The sequence below is a fragment of the Patulibacter ginsengiterrae genome, from assembly GCF_056269115.1.
The window spans coordinates 641342-658908 of record NZ_JBWDOG010000002.1 but is presented as its reverse complement, the minus strand read 5'-3'; the positions used below and the strand labels follow the sequence as shown (position 1 = coordinate 658908).

Genomic DNA, 17567 nt, shown 5'->3' with positions numbered 1-17567 from the left:
TGGGAGAGTAGGTCGCCGCCGGATTTAGTTTGCGCCCCGCCAGTTTGGCGGGGCGCTTTTTTGTGGTTTGATGGTTGGCTGGTGCGTGCAAATGGTTGGGTGGTGCGGGCCGGTCGGGTTCCCGGGGCGAGTGGGGGCTGGCCTGGTCGGGGCTGGGTCGGGCGCGTTCGGGGCGTTCTGCGCGAAACTGGTGCTCTGGCTCCTGGTGGTCCTGGGCGACTTTTGTGGCGTTGCGGCGCGGCGCGGGGCCCGCGGCCGCTCGGCGGCTTGGTGGCTGGGGCCGGCCTGGCTCGGGACCGGTCGGGTCGGGTCGGCTTGGTGGCTGGTCGGCTCCGGCGCGGCCCGGTGATGGCTCCCGGCCGGTGGCGGAGGACTGGCCGGCGCCTGGCCGCCGGCCAGTGGCGGAGGACTGCCGGCAGCCGGCCGCCGCCGAGGCTCTTGGTGCGTGTGCCTGGGCGTCGGTGCTGGCCGGCGGTGGTCTGGTCGCCGTGGGCGGGTCGTGGGTTCGTGGCTGGTGAGGGAGGGCTGCCCTGGGGTCGGCGGCACCTGGTCGGGTACCGGGCCGCTGGCCAACAGGGCTCCCTGTCGGCGGTGCCCGGGATGGCGTTGAGACGTGCGGGTGAGGGCGCCGTCGTGGTCGACTCCTGCCGCCGGCGGCGGCCGGCGCAAGGGCGCTGAACGGGGTCGCGTCTCGGCGGGCCGCGTTTGCCGACCGGCTTCGTATCGGACGGTGGTAGGGGAGGCCTAGCGGCGGCGGCCGGCGTGGCCGGGCGTGGGGACGCTCGCGCCGCGCGGGCGCGCCGAGAGGGCCGCTGGGCGGGGCGGGCTTGGAAGCGGGCCGCCGGGACAAAGCCTCCCGGTCACCACGTACCGACGGGGAACGTTCTCCGCCGATCGGTGACATCGACAAGGCCGACGGGCGGTCCCGCCGTGAACTGATGCGGATTGTCGGTCACCAAGGCGGTAAATCCGCATCAGTCCGCTGGCGGAGACCCGGGCGGCCACCTCGCCGCGCGTCACCGCGCGACGGGTCACCGGGGCGGCGCGGCACCGGGGCGGCGCGTCGCCGCAGGCCGCCGCGGGCCGCGGAGCTCTCGGACGGCGAGGCGCTCCGGGCTCGGGTCGCTTGGGGGCGGGCCTGGCGGACCGGTGTCCGCCAGGCCGATGGGTCAGTGGCCGGTGCCGAGCGACGACCAGACGTCGATCTTGGTCTGGATCCGGTTGATGACGTCGTCGGTGACGGCGGTGGTCGAGGAGGAGCCGCCGAGGTCGGGGGTCTTGATCCCGGCGGAGGCACCCTCGAGGACCGACTCGTAGATCGCGCGCGAGGCCACTTCGGCGGCGGGCACGTCGTGGATCTGGGCGGCGTAGTGGAGGACCGCGGCGTTGGCGAGCAGCATCGCCATCGGGTTGGCGACGTCCTTGCCCTGCAACGAGGGGGCGGTCCCGTGGGGCGCCTCGGCCATCGCCACCCGCGGCGTGTAGTCGTCGTTGAAGCTGAGGAGGGTCGACTCGGCGCCGGCGATCGAGCCGAAGAGCGGCAGCACCAGGTCCGAGAGGCAGTCGCCGTCGCGGTTGAGGGCCGGGATCACGAGCGGGCCGTCGGCGTCGCCGGAGACGAGGCCGGCGTAGGTCGCGTCGATCAGGACCGGCTGGTAGGCGACGTCCGGGTTCGCGGCTGCGGCCCGGTCCAGTTCCTCCTTGAGCATGCCCTCGTAGACGGGCGAGACGGTCCACTTGGGGCCGCCGTAGACCCGTCCGCGCATCTGGATCGCGGTTCGGAACGCGTACTCCGCGACGGCCCGGCAGGTCGAGCGGCTGATCTTCTCGGTCCGGTAGGCGATCTCGTCCTCGCCGCCCTCGGTGCCCTCACGCCACTGCTTGGCGCCGTAGGCGTCGTCGACGGCCATCCGGACGACCGAGATCGGGAAGTGGATGCCCGCCGCGGGCGTGACGCCCGGGATCCGGCGACCGGTGCGGATGATGACCTTGCCGTCGACCTCCTCGCGGAGGATCCGGTTCGGCGAGCCGACGTCGTCCTTGCCCTCGGGGGTGACGGTGGCGGCCTTGACGCCGAGGCCGCTGACGCGCATCGCGGCGGCTGCCTCGTGGACGATCGCGTTGTCGGTCTCCCGCCGCTTCGCGAGCGAGAGGTCGAACCGCTCGAGCTCCACCGGAACACCCACGACGTCCGGATCGAGCACCCGGAGTGCCTGTTCGAGCAGCTCCTGCCCGGTCTCGTCGCCTTCGAGGATGGTGATGGTGAGGGAGTCGGGCATGCACGATTGAGCGTAGCGCCGGGACGGGCCGCGCCGTTGGTCGAACGACACACTTACCGGACGACCGGGGTCGTCCGGAAGCCCGGAGTTCGCGGGTCAGCGCGATCGCTCGAGGCTCGCGTTGGCAGGCAGCGCGCCGGGGCCCGGCGCGGCCGTGGTCCGGACGGTGCACGCTGCTAGCCTTGCCGACGGTCCGTAGGCGGACGACCGCGGGCGTACGGCCCCGCGCTTGCGCCCCGACACCGGACCAGACTGTTGCTATGGAGAAGTTCGTAATCGACGGTGGCCGCCCGCTTTCGGGGTCGGTTCGCCCCGCCGGCAACAAGAACGGAGCGCTGCCGATCCTGGCGGCCTGCGTCTTGACGACGGAGGACGTGATCGTGCGCAACGTGCCGCGAATCCGCGACGTCGCGTCGATGATCAACCTGCTCGAGGGGCTCGGCGTCACCGTCGAATGGCTCGACGAGCACGCCGTCCGGCTCAACGCCGGGGCGCTGCAGGCGGGGGACACCCTGCGTCGCGAGGACGCGGAGCGGATCCGTGCCTCGTTCCTGCTCGCCGGCCCGCTGCTGGCGCGCTTCGGCCGCTGCGTGATGCCGCCGCCCGGCGGCGACGTGATCGGCCGCCGCCGCCTCGATCCGCACCTCGACGCCTTCCGTGCGCTCGGCGCCACGCTCGAGCTCGGGCGCGACATCGAGATGCAGGCCCCGACCGGAGGGTTGGTCGCCGGAGAGATCTTCATGGACGAGCCGTCCGTGATGGCGACCGAGAACGCGCTGCTGGCTGCCGCCCTCACGCCCGGGACGACGATCATCGGCAACGCGGCGTGCGAGCCGCACGTCCAGGACCTGGCCCGGATGCTCGTCCGGATGGGTGCCGCGATCAGCGGGATCGAGTCCAACGTCCTGACGGTCGTCGGGCAGCGCGAGCTCGGCGGTTGCGACCATACGGTCGGTCCGGATCACATCGAGATCGGGTCGTTCATGGCGCTCGCCGGGGTGACCGGTGGCGAGGTCCGGATCACCGACGTCAACCCCGACGACCTGCGGATGATCCGGCTCGTCTTCGGGCGCCTCGGCCTGCACTCGGAGCTCGACGGCAATGTCGTCGTCGTCCCCGGCGAGCAGGAGCTGAAGACGGCCCGCGACGTCGGCGAGCACAAGATGAAGGTCCAGGACGGCCCCTGGCCCGCCTTCCCCGCCGACCTGACCTCGATCGCCGTCGCGCTTGCGACCCAGGCCACGGGCTCGGTCCTGATCCACGAGTGGATGTTCGAGAACCGCCTGGTCTTCACGGACAAGCTCGTCGGGATGGGCGCCGACATCACCCTCTGCGATCCGCACCGCGCGATCATCAGCGGCCCGTGCCGGCTGCACGGCGAGCGGATGACCTCGCCGGACATCCGCGCCGGGATGGCGCTGCTGATCGCCGCGCTCTGCGCGGAGGGCCGCAGCACGATCGGCAACATCGACCAGATCGACCGCGGCTACGAGGCGATCGATCAGCGCCTGCGCGACCTCGGGGCCCAGATCCAGCGGGTTCCGGAGGACGTTCCGGTCACCATCGGCTGAGCGGTCGCGGCGGACCGCTTCGCCGGACCGCGTCGCGGTCCACGCGGGCCGGTTGCCGCGGGCTCCGTCGTTCGTTCGAGGGCCGGTCCGGTGCGACGATCGGCCACCCCGGCCGACGATTCCGCTGGTCCGCGGCCGGGCGTCGTTCGGTCCGGCGCTGCGCGGAGTCGATGGCCGTCGGGCGGCGCGCTTCGCGTCTCGCTCCCGAGACCACGGGTCCGGTACCCGAGACCAGGCGTCTGGTCCCCGAGACAGCGGGTCCGTCGCCGTCGCCGACAGCTCGTCGAGAGCCTGACGTCGCGGTTCGCCCAGACCCGCGATGATGGTCGTCGATGACGCTGCCCATCCCCAGTGGCACGCGGGACGTGCTGCCCGACGAGATGCGCGAGCGCCATGGCGTGGTCGCCGCGCTCCGCGACGTGTTCACCCAGTACGGCTACGGGGAGGTATCGACCCCGGCCGTGGAGTACGCCAGCGTGCTGGAACGCGCGGGAGTCGCCGCTGCCGGCGACGCCGCCCGGCCACGCTTCCGGACCGTCGATGAGCGCGGTGAGACACTCGTCCTGCGCTCGGACATGACGGTGCCGATCGCCCGGCTCGTGGGCTCGCGGTTCGCCGACGCCCCGCTGCCGCTGCGGCTGAGCTACCAGGCCCACTGCTACCGCGGGATCCTTCCCGGTCGCGGCGAGGCCCGTGAGCTGCTGCAGGCCGGAATCGAGCTGTGCGGCGCACCCGCACCCGAAGGCACCGCCGAGGCCCTGACGGTGCTCGTCGGCGCGCTCAAGGCCGTCGGCCTCCAGGGTGCCCGGGTCGCGGTCGGCGACGCCTCGCTCTTCCCCGAGCTGCTCGACGCGGTCGGGATCGCCGACGAGCAGCGCGCCCGGGTCCTGCATGAGCTGGCGACCCGCGACCTGGTCGGCCTCGAGCGAGAGGTTCGCGCCGCGACGGACGCTGCCACCGCCAAGCTGCTGCTCGACGTGGCCGGGCGCCGGGGCGGCCCCGAGCTGCTCGACACGCTCACCGACGAACGCGTCCGCGAGGCCGCCAGCGGCCTCCGTCAGCTGGTCGAACGGCTCGACGACGAGGTCGTCTCCCACGTGATCCTCGACCTCGGCCTGACCCGTAAGCTCGGCTACTACACCGGTGCCGTGTTCGAGGTCTACGCCCCGGGGCAGGGCCACGCCATCGGTGGCGGTGGCCGCTACGACGAGCTCCTCGGGCGCTTCGGTCGGCCGCTGCCGGCCGTCGGCTTCGCGCTCGACATCGATGCGCTCCACACCGCGCTCGTCGGCACTTCGCGCGGGCGCTGGCGGGTCGGCTGGACCGGCGAGGAGAGCAGCCCGGAAGCGGGCTCGGCCTCGATCGGGGAGGTGACGTCGTGAACCGCTTCGGACTCCGGATCGCCGTTCCCCGCGGCGTGATGCTCAAGCCGACGCTCGACAGCCTCGATCGCGTCGGGGTCGACACCAGCGAGGTCCGCTCCAACGACCGCAAGCTGCTGTTCGAGGACGCCGGGATCGTGACCATGCGTCCGTCGGACGTGGCGACCTACGTCGAGTCCGGGGCCGCCGACGTCGGCGTGACCGGCAAGGACGTCCTGATGGAGCAGGGCACCCGCGACGTCGTCGAGCTCGCCGACCTCGGCTACGGCCCGTGCCGGATGGTGCTCGCCTCGATCGCGGGCGATCCCGATCCGGCGACCGAGGCGCTGCGGCGGCTCGGGATCATGCGCGTGGCCACCAAGTACGTCACGATCGCGACGCGCTACCTGGAGTCGACCGGCCGTCAGGCCGAGATCGTCAAGGTCAACGGCTCGGTCGAGCTGGCGCCGCTGACCGGGATGGTCGACGCGATCGTCGACCTGACCGCGACCGGCACGACCCTGCGCGAGAACGGCCTGGTGGTCCGCGAGGAGATCGCGACCTCGACCGCGCGCCTGATCGTCAACCCGGCCTCGCACCGGCTGAAGGCCGCCGCCGTCGACGAGCTGCGGGAGGCCCTGCTTGCCGGTTGAGCGCCTGACCGCCAACAGCGTCGCCGAGGCGGAGACCGCTGCCGCTCGGATCCGGACCCTCGTGCCGGGGGGCGGGGAGGTCGCGGAAGCGGTCGCCGCGCTCGTGGCGGACGTCCGTGAGCGGGGCGACGTCGCCCTGCTGGAGTCCGTCGGCCGGTTCGATCGCGCCGCCGGTGAGGCCGTCGAGCCGCTGATCGTGGCCGCGGCCGACCTCGACGCCGCCGTGGCCGGACTCGATCCGCAGCTGCGCGCGGCACTCGAGCTGTCGATCGCCAACGTCGGTGCGGTCGCCCGCGCGACCTGCAGCGAGGACCGTGACGTCCCGCTGCCCCAGGGCCAGCGGATCCGCGTCCGCGAGGTCCCCGTCCGGCGAGCGGCGGTCTACGTGCCCGGAGGCCGGGCCCCGTACCCGTCGACCGTGATCATGGGCGTCGTGACCGCCCGCGCCGCGGGCGTCGACGAGGTCGTCGTGGCGACGCCCTCCGACGACCTGGTCCTGCGCGCCGCGGCGCGTCTTGCCGGGGCCGACCGCGTCTACCGGATGGGCGGAGCGCACGCCGTCGCCGCGCTCGCCCACGGGACCGCGACCGTCGACCGGGTCGACGTGATCGTCGGACCCGGGAACCTCTGGGTCCAGGAGGCGAAGCGACAGCTGACCGGCGTCGTCGGCGTCGACGGCTTCGCCGGGCCGAGCGACCTGCTCGTAGCCGCTGACGGCAGCGCCGACGCCGAGCTGGTCGCGCTCGACCTCGCCGCCCAGGCCGAGCACGGCGACGGCTCGCTGGTCGTGCTGGTGACCGACGACGACAGCCTGCGGGAGGCCGTGGTGACGCGGCTGGAGGCCGGGATCGCCGGGGGCCTCGGCGCCGCCGACAGCGGTGCCGCCTACGCGACCGTGCTCGTCGACGGGCCGGACACGGCGCTCGCCGTCGCCGAGGCGTTCGCGCCCGAGCACCTCGAGCTGGTCGGGGAGACCATCGAGCCGCTCGCCGGGCAGGTCCGCAGCGCCGGCTGCGTCTTCGTCGGCGCGACCGGGGCGACCGCCTTCGGCGACTACGTCGTGGGCAGCAACCACACGTTGCCGACCGACGGGGCCGCTCGGTTCGCCTCGACGCTCTCCGCCCGGACCTTCCGGCGGACGATGTGCGAGGTCCACGTGAACGACGCCAGCGACGCGCTCGCGGCCGCCGGTGGGCTGATCGCGGACGCCGAGGGATTCGTCGTGCACGCGGCTTCGATGCGCGCGCGGCAGAATAGGGACGGTCGATGACGCGCTCCGCTGCCCAACAACGCTCGACCGGCGAGACCAACGTCTCGATCGAGCTCGATCTCGACGGCGGTGGCGCCGGTACCCGCACCACCGGCGTCGGCTTCTTCGATCACCTGCTCGACCTGTTCGCCCGCCACGCCGGCTTCGACCTGACGGTCGCGGTCGAGGGCGACCTCCAGACCGGCAGCCACCACACCGTCGAGGACACCGGGCTGGTGCTCGGGCAGCTGCTGAGCGAGGCGCTCGGCGACCGGGTCGGGATCCGGCGCTACGGCTCGACGACGATCCCGATGGACGAGGCCCGCGCGGCCTGCCACATCGACCTCTCGGGGCGGCCGTTCGTCGTCTTCGAGGACCACGACCTGCTGCCCGCCGGCGTCACCGGGGGCTTCGAGCACGAGCTCCTGGAGGAGTTCGTGCGGGCCGTCTCGGCCACCTCGCGGAGCACGATCCACCTCGAGATCCAGCGCGGTCGCGGCGCCCACCACATGATCGAGGCCGGCATCAAGGCCCTGGCCCGCGCGCTGCGCGTGGCCGTCTCGATCGATCCCGACGAGCACGGCGTGCCGTCGACCAAGGGGACGTTGACCGAGTGAGCATCGGCATCGAGCTGGAGGGAACCGCCTCCGCCCGGATCGTCATCGTCGACTACGGCGTCGGGAACCGGCGCAGCGTCGAGAAGGCGCTAGCCCACGCTGGGGTCCAGGCCGAGGTCACGGCCGACGAAGCCCGGATCCGGGCGGCGGACGGACTGATCATCAGCGGCGTCGGCGCGTTCCGGGCCGGCGCCGAGATGCTGCGCGCCAGCGGGCTCGACCGGCTGGTGCGCGAGCGGGTCGCCGACGGCGTGCCGTTGCTGGGCATCTGCCTCGGCATGCAGCTGCTGTTCGAGGGCTCCGATGAGCGCGGCGGCGGCGAGGGCCTCGGCCTGCTGTCCGGTCGTGTGCGGGCGCTGCGGCCCGCCGCCGGCCTCAAGCTGCCGCACATCGGCTGGAACCTGGTCGACTGGGCCGAATCGCCCAGCCCGGGGGCGACGTCTCCGCTGCGCGCCGGCCTGCCCGACCAGACCGCCTTCTACCACGTGCACTCCTTCGTCGCCGAGCCGGAGGACCCCGCCGACATCGTCGCCTGGGGCGACTACGGCGGACGCTTCGTGACCGCCGTCGGGCGCGAGCGGGTGTACGGGGTTCAATTCCATCCTGAGAAGTCGTCGAAGGACGGACTCCGCGTGCTGCGCGGGTTCGCCGAGACCTGTACGAGGTGCGCCACGTGATTCTGTACCCCGCGATCGACATCCTCGACGGGCAGGCCGTCCGCCTCGTCCGTGGGGATTTCGACGAGAGCACCGTCTACCGCGACAGCCCGCTCGAGGCGGCCCGTTCGTGGGTCGAGGCCGGAGCCCGCTTCCTGCACCTCGTCGACCTGGACGGGGCGAAGACCGGCGAGCCGGCGCACCTCGACCAGCTCGCGGCGATTACCAGCGAGCTGTCCGTGCCCGTCCAGTGGGGCGGCGGCCTGCGCACGATCGAGGCTGTCCGCGAGGCGCTCCAGGCCGGAGCTGAGCGCGTGATCCTCGGTACGGCTGCGATCACCGACCCCGACTTCCTCGACTCGGTCCTCGGCAGCCACCGCGACCGCGTGATGGTCTCGGTCGACACCCGCGGCGGCAAGGTCGCCACCAAGGGCTGGCTCGAGACGACCGAGATCGACGGCTCCGAGGCGATCGTCCGGCTCCAGCAGCGGGGCGTGCGGCGGTTCGTCTACACCAACGCCGACCGCGACGGGCTCGAGCAGGGCCCCGACATGGACGAGGTCCGGCGGATCTCCCAGGCCGTTCGCGGCTCGTGGATCTTCTCCGGCGGGATCGGCACGACCGAGCACCTGCGGCAGCTCGCCCAGGCCCGGCTCGTCAACCTCGGCGGGGTCATCACCGGCAAGGCGCTGTACGAGAAGCGGTTCACGATCGCCGAGGGCCACGCGGCCCTGCAGGACCGCTGAGTCCGTCGAACGTGACGAGGAGCGAACCGTGCACCTGAAGCGCGTGATCCCGTGCCTGGACGTCGACGCCGGGCGCGTCGTCAAGGGCACCAACTTCGTCGGGTTGCGTGACGCCGGCGACCCGGTCGAGCTGGCGGCCCGCTACGACGCCGAGGGCGCCGACGAGCTGGTCTTCCTCGACATCACCGCCACCAGCGACCAGCGCGACACGATCGTCGAGCTGGCGCGGCGGGCGGCGGACGAGGTCTTCGTGCCGTTCACGATCGGCGGCGGGATCCGCTCGGTCGCCGACGCCCAGGCGGTGCTCGACGCCGGGGCGGACAAGGTCGCGGTCAACTCCGCGGCGGTCGCTCGGCCCGAGCTGCTGACCGAGCTCGCGGATCGCTTTGGGGTCCAGTGCGTCGTGCTCGCGATCGACGCCAAGGCCGTCGCGGCCGACCGTGCCGGCGTGGTGCCGGACCCGTGGGAGGTCTACGTCGCCGGTGGTCGCACGCCGACCGGGCGTGGCGCCGTGGCCTGGGCCCGCGAGGCCGTCGAGCGCGGGGCCGGCGAGATCATGCTGACCTCGATGGACGGCGACGGGACGACGGCGGGCTACGACCTGCCGCTGACCTCGGCGGTTGCCGCGGCGGTCCCGATTCCGGTGATCGCTTCGGGCGGCGCGGGCACGCTCGACCACCTCGTCGAGGCGCTGCAGGCCGGGGCCGACGCGGCGCTTGCCGCGTCGATCTTCCACTTCGGCACCTACACGGTGGCCGAGGCGAAGCAGCGGATCGCGGAGGCGGGGATCCCCGTCCGGCCGATCGCTGCTCCCGACCAGGCCTAGAGCCGGTCGGCGGGCGCCCGGCGAGGGCGCCCCCTGTCCGGCCACGGTGCGGGCGGTCGGCGGTCGTCGTGCCGCGCGATCGGGGTTCAGCGCTTGCGGTAGGCGACGGTCGGCAGGCCGAGGGTGACCCAGTCGTGGAGCCCGCCCCGGTAGTAGGCGAGGCTGTTCGGCGCGCGTCCGGCGTCGAGCAGGATCTCGACCGCGCGCGGGGTCGCGGCGGCGTGCGGCGGGCGCTTCATCGAACGGTTGGGCATCGGGGCCTCCTAGGCGTGGCCGAAACGGACGTCGGGCAGGACCCGGCGGAGGACGCGGGGCGTCCACCAGGCCCAACGGCCGAGCAGACGCAGCAGGACGGGGAGCAGCAGCAGGCGGATCAGGGCGGCGTCGAGCAGGACCGCGACGCCGAGGATCACGCCCATCTCCTTCGGCGGCAGCGGCCCGGAGAGGGCGAAGGTGAAGAAGACGGCCACCATCACCGCCGCGGCGGCGAAGACGACCCGGCCGGACGAGGCCACCCCGCCGATCATCGCGTCGCGCGGGTCGTGGCTGCGGTCCCACCGCTCCTTGGCCGCCGAGAGCAGGAAGACCGTGTAGTCCATCGAGATCGCGAAGACCATCGCGAAGAAGAAGACCGGCGCCCAGGCGTCGAGGAACCCCTGCGGCTCGAGGCCGAGCAGGCCGCTGCCGTGACCGTCCTGGAAGATCAGGCGGGCGACGCCGAACGCGGCGGCGACCGCCAGCAGGTTGGTGAGCACGCCGACGGCGGCGAGCACCGGCGCCTGGAGCGCGACGAGCAGCAGCAGGAAGCCGAGCCCGAGGACCACCCCGACGACCAACGGGGTCTTGGCCTGCAGGGTCGCCTCGAGGTCGTGGTTCTCGGCCGGCTGGCCTCCGACGCGCGTGCCCGACGGTAGCTCGCCGCGGAGACGATCGATCGTGGCGCCCAGCGCCGGGGAGGAGGGGTCGACGGCCGGGACCACCGGGACCACGGCGACGCCGCCGGTGCCGGTGACCGTGGGCAGGACCCGGGCGATCCCGCGATCGGCCTGCGCGACGGCGGCCACCGCACCGGCGTCCTGCGTCGTCGTGACCAGCTGGAGCTGCCCGGGCGCGCCGGGGCCGAAGCCCTGCTGGACGAGGCCGTAGCCGACCCGGGCACCGTCCTGCTCGGGAACGACCTTGATCGACGGCATCCCGGTCTTCAGGCCCGTGACCGGGATCGCCAGCAGCACCAGCAGCAGGACCGCGAACGCCCCGTAGCGCTTGGGATGGCGCCAGAGACGCGCCGCCCAGGCGGCGAACCGCGGCGAGCGGTCCTCACCCGAGCGCAGCCACGGCAGCGCGCCACGGTCGACTCGGGAACCGAGCCGGGCGAGCACGGCCGGCAGCAGGGTCAGGGTCGCGGCGAGGATGAAGGCGACCGCGAGCATGATGCCGAGCGCCATCGAGCGGAAGGCGGGGCTCGGGACGAGCAGGACCGCGGTCAGCGAGATCAGGACGGTGAGGCCGGAGAAGAGGACGGCCTTCCCGGCGGTGTCCATCGTCTCGACCACCGCCTCGACGGGATCGCCGCGGTCGGCGAGTGCGCTGCGGAAGCGCATCACCATGAACAGCGCGTAGTCGATGCCGAGCGCGAGCGCGAACATCATCGCGAAGTTGAACGCCCAGACCGAGATGTCGAGCAGCTGGGCGCCGAGGAACAGCGAGCCGGCGGCGGCGACCAGGCCGGTGATGGTGAGCATCAACGGCAGGCCGGCGGCGACCAGCGAACCGAAGGCGATCACCAGGATCACCAGCGTGACCGGCCACGAGACCAGCTCGCTCTTGAGCATCGCGCTGAGGTTGGCCTGGTTGAAGTCCGACCACATCCCGGACGCTCCGGTCAGGGCGACCTCGACGCCGGGCGCGCCGCGGAGGCGGTCCTTGACGTCGTCGGCGGCTCGGACCATCTCGTTGGCGCTGCCGGCGGCGGTGCCCTGCACGATCGCGGTGTGGCGATCGCGGGAGACGCTCAGCCCGGGGGTGGGAGGGACGACCCGGCCGACGTGCTCGGTGCCGGCCAGCAGTCGCTCGCTGCGGGCGATCGTCGCGCGGAAGCTGGGGTCGTCGGTGGTCTGCGTCGGCGAGTGGACGACGACCATCAGCGCGGAGCTGGACGCCCCGTCGAGGTGGCGGTCGATCAGGTGGCGGGCTTCGACCGACTCCGAGCCGGTCGCCTCCCAGCCGGCGCCCGAGAGCGCCGACTCGACGCGCGGAGCGAAGACGGCCAGGATCACGACGAGCACCGCCCAGCCGGCCACGACCACCTTGGCGTGGGCGGCGGCGAAGCGGCCGAGGCGACCGAGCGGCCCGGTGCTCATGACGGCACCTCGCCGCCGAGGATCTGGTCGCGCTCGGCGAGTTGGCTGCGCAGACCGCCGCAGACCAGCTCGCAGAGCGCGAAGACGGAGTCGTCGCTGATCGCGTAGCGGACGGCGGTGCCCTCCTTGGTGCGGGAGACGATCCCGGCCTGGTGGAGGATGCCGAGGTGCTTGGAGACGTTCTGCTGGCTGCTGCCGATCGCCTCGGTCAGCTGGCCGACGGTCGCGGCGCCATCGCGCAGGCGGTCGAGCAGACGGATCCGGATCGGGTCACCGATGACCCGGAAGCGCTGGGCGATCAGCTCGACGAGCGGCTCGGGGAGCGGGTGCGGCATCGACATTGCACAACTGTACCACTGAAAAGTTGTGGAGTTGAAAGTGGGGGGCCTGGGCGGCCGTGGCTCGCTCGCCGCCCCGCTACTGCTGGCGCTTCTTGGCGGCGGCGGCGGCGGCTTCGCGCTTCAGGCGCTTGCGGGCCGCTGCGCCCGCCTTCAGCGACGCCGCGTCGCTCTTGGCTCGCGCGCGGGGGGCGAGCAGGTAGACGCTGGTGTAGGTGTCGATGTAGAGCCGGCGTCCGTCGGAGATCCCCGGATCGAACGCGCCGCTGCGGTGGGTGTAGACGAGGGCGCCGTCGCGGGCTCGGCGAATCGCCAGCGACTTGCGACCGAGGTTCGCGTACATCACGAGGTCGCCGACGACGGTGATCCCGCCCGAGATCTTGCCGCCGACGTTGCGGGTCCAGCGCGGCCGGCCCGAGCGGGCGTCGAGGGCGTAGAGGACGCCGCCGTAGGAGCCGATGAAGACGGTCGGACCGCGCCCGGCCACCGGCGCGACGGCCGGTGCGGAGTAGACGTAGCCCTTGGCCCGCCGGCGCCAGGCGATCCGGCCGGTCTCCTCGCCGAGGGCGGAGATCGAGCCGTCGATGTTGCCGACGAAGACCCGGCCGTAGGCGACCGCCGGGGTGCTGTAGAGGCTGCCGCCGAGGTCGGTGGTCCAGCGGCGGCGGCCGCTGTTGAGCCAGATCGCGTTCATCCGTCCGCCGTAGTCGCCGACGAAGAGGGTGTTGCCGTCGCGGGCGACGGCGGCCTTGACCGCACCGCTGGCCTGGTACCGCCAGAGCACCCGCCCCGACGAGCGGGTGACGGCGACGACCTCGCCCTTCTCGGTGCCGAAGACGATCCGATCCTTCGTCAGCAACGGCGAGGACTCGGAGCGGCTGGCCAGCAGCAGTCGCCAGGCGATCCGTCCGTTCTGCGAGCGGAGCGCGATCAGCTGGCCGCCCTTGGCGCCGCGTCCCCGGGTGAGCACCGTCGCGTAGACCCGGCCGTTGCCACAGGCCGGGGACGAGGCGGCCAGCCGGCCGATCCGTCGCGACCAGGCCGTCCGGCCGGTCCGGCGATCGATCGCGCGCAGGACCCCGTCGTTGCGGAGCAGGTAGAGCCGACGGCCGCAGAGGACCGGCGGGTACTCGAGCAGGACCCGCCCGGTCGAGCCCCAGACGGTCGTCAGCGGGGGGCGGATCGGGGCCTTGCCCGCGAACGGCAGGTAGCGGGTGCGCTGCTCGGTGCCGCCGTACATCGGCCAGTCGGCGCCGTCGTCGAAGCTGTCCTCGGCGTCGGCCGGCGCCGTCGGCTCGGTGGTCGGCGGCGCCTCGCCCGTGAACTCGACGTCCGGGTTGGAGACCTCGCTCGGTCCCCGCAGGTGGTTCCAGACCGCGAGACCGCCGATCACCAGCAGCGCCGCGACAACCACGCCGACGCAGCCGAAGCAGGCCCGCGGGCGGCGCAAGGCGTTGAGGAGGGAGCCGGCCATCGGGACAGGGTACGGTCCGGCGGCGTGCTCTTTCGTCGCCCCACTCTCCGCGACCCTGCCGAGGCGTACGCCGCACTGCGGCTGCTGCCCGCCGCGCGGCCCCTGATGGACGCGATCGGACCGAACGACGACCTCTGGGTGGTGGGTGGCGCCGTCCGCGATCTGCTGCTGGGGATCCCCCCGCACGAGCTGGATCTGGTCGCGACCGGGCCGGTCGACGACGTCGCCGCCCGACTCGGGCCGATCGTCGCGCGCCACGAGCGCTTCGGGACCGTCGAGGTCGAGCCGCAGCCGGGCGTCCGCTACGACGTCGCGCGGGCTCGCCGCGAGACCTACGCGCAGCCGGGTGCCCTGCCCGACGTCGAGCCGGTCGACCGGATCGAGGACGACCTCGTTCGCCGCGACGTCTCGCTCAACGCGATCGCGATCCGACTCCGGGACGGGCGGCTGGTCGAGGTCCCCGGGGCCCGCGACGACCTCGCCGCGGGACGGCTGCGGGTCCTGCACGACCGCTCGTTCGTCGACGACCCGACCCGGGTCTGGCGGATCGCCCGCTACGCGTCGCGGCTCGGCTTCACGATCGAGCCGGCGACGCGGGGGCTCGCCGCCGCCGCCGATCCGTCGACCGTCTCCGGGGCCCGCCACGGGTCGGAGCTGCGGCTGACGCTCGGCGAGCCGGACCCGGCCTCGGTCCTGACGATCCTGCGCGACCTGAACCCGCGCTTCCTGCCGCCGGGCTTCGATCCCGCGCCGTCCGGCGTCGGGGCGGCGCTGGCGCTGCTGCCGGTCGGGGCCCGGGCCGATCTGGTGCGGCTGGCCGCGTCCTGCGCCGGGGTCGGCCTCGACGACCTGCTGCCGTGGCTGGAGGCGATCGAGCTGACCGTCGCCGAGCGGGAGATCGTCGGCGCGGGCTCGCGGGCGAGCACGCTCGCGCCGCTGGCCCGGGCGACCACTCCGGCCGAGATCCAGCGCGCCGCCGCCGGGGTGCCCGACGAGGTGGTCGCGCTCGCGGGCGGCCCGAACGCCCGCCGCTGGTTCGACGAGATCCGCCACGTGCGGCTCCAGATCGACGGGCACGACCTGCTCGCGGCCGGCGTCGCCGCCGGGCCCGAGCTCGGCCAGCGGCTGCGGCAGGCGCTGGCGGCGAAGCTCGACGGGCGCCTCGATCCCACGCTGCCCCCGCGTGAGGCCGAGCTGGCTGCGGCGCTGGCCGACCCCCAGACGGCCTCCGACTCGTCCGCGGAGGCCGAGCGATGACGAACCGCGACGAGCGGTCGGGGACGGCGCCGGCCGGCTTCACGTGGACCGCCGACGGCCACCTGCGGTTCTCGCTGCCCGCGGCGACCGTCCACTTCAGCGGCCGCCGGGGCGGCGCCTCGCGGGGGCCGTTCGCGTCGCTCAACCTCGGCAGCTGGACCGACGACGACCCCCAGGCGGTGGCCGAGAACCGGCGGCGACTGGCGGCGCTGGCCGGGGTCGGGCCGGAGCGACTGGCCCAGGCCCGCCAGGTCCACGCGACCGAGGTCCTGGTGGCCCGCAACGACGACGACCTGCCCGGGGCCGGCCTCGCCGACGTCCGCGACGCCGACGGCTTCGCGACCGGGCTCCGCGGGACCCCGTGCGTGGTCCTCTGCGCCGACTGCCTGCCGGTCGCGCTGGTCGCCGACGGGGCGGTGGCGATGGTCCACGCCGGCTGGCGCGGGCTGGTCGGTGGGGTGCTCGAGTCCGGGTTGGTCGCGCTGCGCGAGGCGGGCGGCACGGGGCCGGTGATGGCGGTCGTCGGCCCGGGGGCGGGGGCCTGCTGCTACGAGGTCGGCGACGAGGTCCATGCCGCCCTGGCCCCGCTCGGCCCGACGGTCCGGGTCGGCGACCACGCCGACCTGCCGGCGGCCGCCGAGCTGCGCCTGCGCGCCGCTGGTGTCGGCAGCGTCCACGTCGCCCGCCACTGCACGATCTGTGACCCTGAGCGGTTCTTCTCGCACCGGCGTGACGCCGGGTGCACCGGACGACAGGCAGGAGTCGCGTGGTTGACATGATCGAGGACCTCGACCCCGAGGTCGTGCGGACGCGGTTGGCGGAGGTGCGCTCGCGGATCGACGCGGCGTGCGAGCGCAGCGGGCGCGATCCGGCCGCCGTCGACGTGCTGGTGGCGACGAAGTACCTGGTCGCCGACCAGGTCCCGCGGCTGGTCGGCACCGGGGTCGAGCTGGTCGGCGAGAACCGCGTCCAGGCGCTGCTGGAGAAGGTCGCGCTGCCCGGGACCGCGGCGCTCCGCTGGGAGTTCATCGGGCACCTCCAGTCGCGCAAGGTCCCCGACCTGCTGCCGCACGTCGCGCGGATCCACTCCGTCTCCAGCGACAGCGTCCTGAAGCGGCTGGAGCGGCACCGCGAGCTCGCCCGCCCGGGCCTCGACGTCCTGATCGAGGTCAACGTCAGCGGCGAGGAGGCCAAGAGCGGGGTCGCCCCGGAGGCGCTCGCCGAGGTGATCGCCCGCTGCCCGTTCCCGGTCGCGGGGCTGATGACGATGCCGCCGTTCGCCGAGCGGGCCGAGGACAGCCGGCGCTGGTTCGCGCGGCTGCGGGAGCTGGCCGAGGAGCACGGTCTCGGCGTGCTGTCGATGGGGACCACCCAGGACTTCGAGGTCGCCGTCGAGGAGGGCGCGACCGTCGTCCGGCTGGGCAACGTCCTGCTCCGCTGAGCGGCCCGGCGGAGGCCGTTGGGGCCGGCCGGCGGGGCGCGGCGAGCAAAGTCGCCGTGCTCGCGTGCAGGAACCGGGCCGCCGTGGGAGAATCATCAGTCCGTCATGGCCTTCCGCGACGCTTGGCACAAGGTGCTCGTGTACTTCGCTCTCGCTGAGGAGCGAGACATGTACGACGACTCCTACGACGATGAACCGGAGTACGACGATCGTCGTGAGCGGGCTCGTGAGCCCGTGCGCGAACCGACGCCGGTCCGCCGGATCGACCGAGCCCGCCGCCGGCGTGAGGACTTCGACGACATCTTCAGCGACGAGAGCGAGACCCGGGTCGGTGGCGGGTCGCACCTACGGCCGGTCGGCGGCTCCTCCCGCGGCGGTGGTGGCGGCGGCGGTGGCCGCGCGGCCGACCGCGACGTCCGCGTCCACCTGGTCCTGCCGAAGTCGTTCAACGACGCGCAGCAGATCGCGGACCGCTTCAAGGACGGGATCCCGGTCGTGATCAACCTCCAGACCTCGGACTCGGACCTGTCGAAGCGGCTGATCGACTTCGCCAGCGGCCTGACCTACGCGCTCGACGGCGGGATGCAGCGGATCGCCGACAAGGTCTTCATGCTCACGCCCGCCAACGTCTCGATCTCGGCCGAGGAACGCGCCCAGCTGATCGAGAAGGGCTTCTTCAACCAGAGCTAGACAGCCGTTGCGGTAGTCGCCTCGGCGGACCGGTACCGTTCATCGTCGC

17 protein-coding genes are annotated in these 17567 nt (G+C 73.5%); 12 read left to right on the top strand and 5 right to left on the bottom strand.

The window, feature by feature from the left end:
• Positions 1-1169 precede the first annotated feature (1169 nt).
• Positions 1170-2279: an isocitrate/isopropylmalate family dehydrogenase gene (locus ACVUH9_RS06425; protein WP_475755068.1), complete on the bottom strand. Its 1110-nt coding sequence runs from the start codon at positions 2277-2279 to the stop codon at positions 1170-1172.
• Between the two features lie 260 nt (positions 2280-2539).
• On the opposite strand from ACVUH9_RS06425, the gene murA reads away from it, so the two are divergent.
• The 8 genes from murA (at position 2540) to hisF (ending at position 9958) form a co-directional block, all read left to right on the top strand.
• Entirely contained in the window at positions 2540-3850 is a 1311-nt protein-coding gene (murA, locus tag ACVUH9_RS06420; protein ID WP_475755066.1) for a UDP-N-acetylglucosamine 1-carboxyvinyltransferase, read from the top strand.
• Between the two features lie 332 nt (positions 3851-4182).
• Positions 4183-5232 (top strand): ATP phosphoribosyltransferase regulatory subunit, encoded by a 1050-nt coding sequence (locus tag ACVUH9_RS06415; protein ID WP_475755064.1) that lies wholly within the window; start codon positions 4183-4185, stop codon positions 5230-5232.
• Positions 5229-5864 carry an ATP phosphoribosyltransferase gene (gene hisG, locus ACVUH9_RS06410; RefSeq protein ID WP_475755062.1) on the top strand — a complete coding sequence of 212 codons (636 nt, stop codon included), beginning with the start codon at positions 5229-5231 and terminating at the stop codon, positions 5862-5864. Before ACVUH9_RS06415 ends, hisG begins: the two co-directional genes overlap by 4 nt.
• The gene (hisD, locus tag ACVUH9_RS06405) at positions 5854-7134 is read left to right on the top strand and encodes a histidinol dehydrogenase (protein ID WP_475755060.1); all 1281 of its coding nucleotides are present in this window, start codon (positions 5854-5856) and stop codon (positions 7132-7134) included. Before hisG ends, hisD begins: the two co-directional genes overlap by 11 nt.
• The gene (hisB, locus tag ACVUH9_RS06400; protein WP_475755058.1) at positions 7131-7730 is read left to right on the top strand and encodes an imidazoleglycerol-phosphate dehydratase HisB; all 600 of its coding nucleotides are present in this window, start codon (positions 7131-7133) and stop codon (positions 7728-7730) included. The genes hisD and hisB overlap by 4 nt, the downstream gene beginning before the upstream one ends.
• Positions 7727-8407, top strand: coding sequence for an imidazole glycerol phosphate synthase subunit HisH (hisH, locus tag ACVUH9_RS06395; protein WP_475755056.1), 681 nt, complete (start codon positions 7727-7729; stop codon positions 8405-8407). Before hisB ends, hisH begins: the two co-directional genes overlap by 4 nt.
• Complete coding sequence (hisA, locus tag ACVUH9_RS06390; protein WP_475755055.1) at positions 8404-9132, top strand: 1-(5-phosphoribosyl)-5-[(5-phosphoribosylamino)methylideneamino]imidazole-4-carboxamide isomerase; 729 nt, start codon at positions 8404-8406, stop codon at positions 9130-9132. Before hisH ends, hisA begins: the two co-directional genes overlap by 4 nt.
• Before the next feature lie 28 nt (positions 9133-9160).
• Positions 9161-9958: an imidazole glycerol phosphate synthase subunit HisF gene (gene hisF, locus ACVUH9_RS06385; protein WP_475755053.1), complete on the top strand. Its 798-nt coding sequence runs from the start codon at positions 9161-9163 to the stop codon at positions 9956-9958.
• An 86-nt stretch (positions 9959-10044) separates the two neighbouring features.
• Here the strand turns inward: hisF and ACVUH9_RS06380 are convergent, their stop codons facing one another.
• The 4 genes from ACVUH9_RS06380 to ACVUH9_RS06365 form a co-directional block, all read right to left on the bottom strand.
• Positions 10045-10212 carry a hypothetical protein gene (locus tag ACVUH9_RS06380; protein ID WP_475755051.1) on the bottom strand — a complete coding sequence of 56 codons (168 nt, stop codon included), beginning with the start codon at positions 10210-10212 and terminating at the stop codon, positions 10045-10047.
• A 9-nt stretch (positions 10213-10221) separates the two neighbouring features.
• The gene (locus ACVUH9_RS06375) at positions 10222-12318 is read right to left on the bottom strand and encodes an MMPL family transporter (RefSeq protein ID WP_475755049.1); all 2097 of its coding nucleotides are present in this window, start codon (positions 12316-12318) and stop codon (positions 10222-10224) included.
• Complete coding sequence (locus ACVUH9_RS06370; RefSeq protein WP_475755047.1) at positions 12315-12659, bottom strand: ArsR/SmtB family transcription factor; 345 nt, start codon at positions 12657-12659, stop codon at positions 12315-12317. The genes ACVUH9_RS06375 and ACVUH9_RS06370 overlap by 4 nt, the downstream gene beginning before the upstream one ends.
• Positions 12660-12735: 76 nt before the next feature.
• Entirely contained in the window at positions 12736-14130 is a 1395-nt protein-coding gene (locus tag ACVUH9_RS06365; RefSeq protein WP_475755045.1) for an outer membrane protein assembly factor BamB family protein, read from the bottom strand.
• 24 nt (positions 14131-14154) lie between these two features.
• On the opposite strand from ACVUH9_RS06365, the gene ACVUH9_RS06360 reads away from it, so the two are divergent.
• The 4 genes from ACVUH9_RS06360 (at position 14155) to ACVUH9_RS06345 (ending at position 17518) form a co-directional block, all read left to right on the top strand.
• Complete coding sequence (locus tag ACVUH9_RS06360; RefSeq protein WP_475755043.1) at positions 14155-15387, top strand: tRNA nucleotidyltransferase/poly(A) polymerase family protein; 1233 nt, start codon at positions 14155-14157, stop codon at positions 15385-15387.
• Positions 15384-16166, top strand: coding sequence for a purine nucleoside phosphorylase YfiH/LACC1 family protein (locus tag ACVUH9_RS06355; RefSeq protein ID WP_475755041.1), 783 nt, complete (start codon positions 15384-15386; stop codon positions 16164-16166). The genes ACVUH9_RS06360 and ACVUH9_RS06355 overlap by 4 nt, the downstream gene beginning before the upstream one ends.
• Positions 16163-16828, top strand: a complete 666-nt coding sequence (locus ACVUH9_RS06350; RefSeq protein WP_475755087.1) for a YggS family pyridoxal phosphate-dependent enzyme — start codon at positions 16163-16165, stop codon at positions 16826-16828. Before ACVUH9_RS06355 ends, ACVUH9_RS06350 begins: the two co-directional genes overlap by 4 nt.
• Before the next feature lie 168 nt (positions 16829-16996).
• Entirely contained in the window at positions 16997-17518 is a 522-nt protein-coding gene (locus tag ACVUH9_RS06345) for a cell division protein SepF (protein ID WP_475755039.1), read from the top strand.
• Positions 17519-17567: the final 49 nt, after the last annotated feature.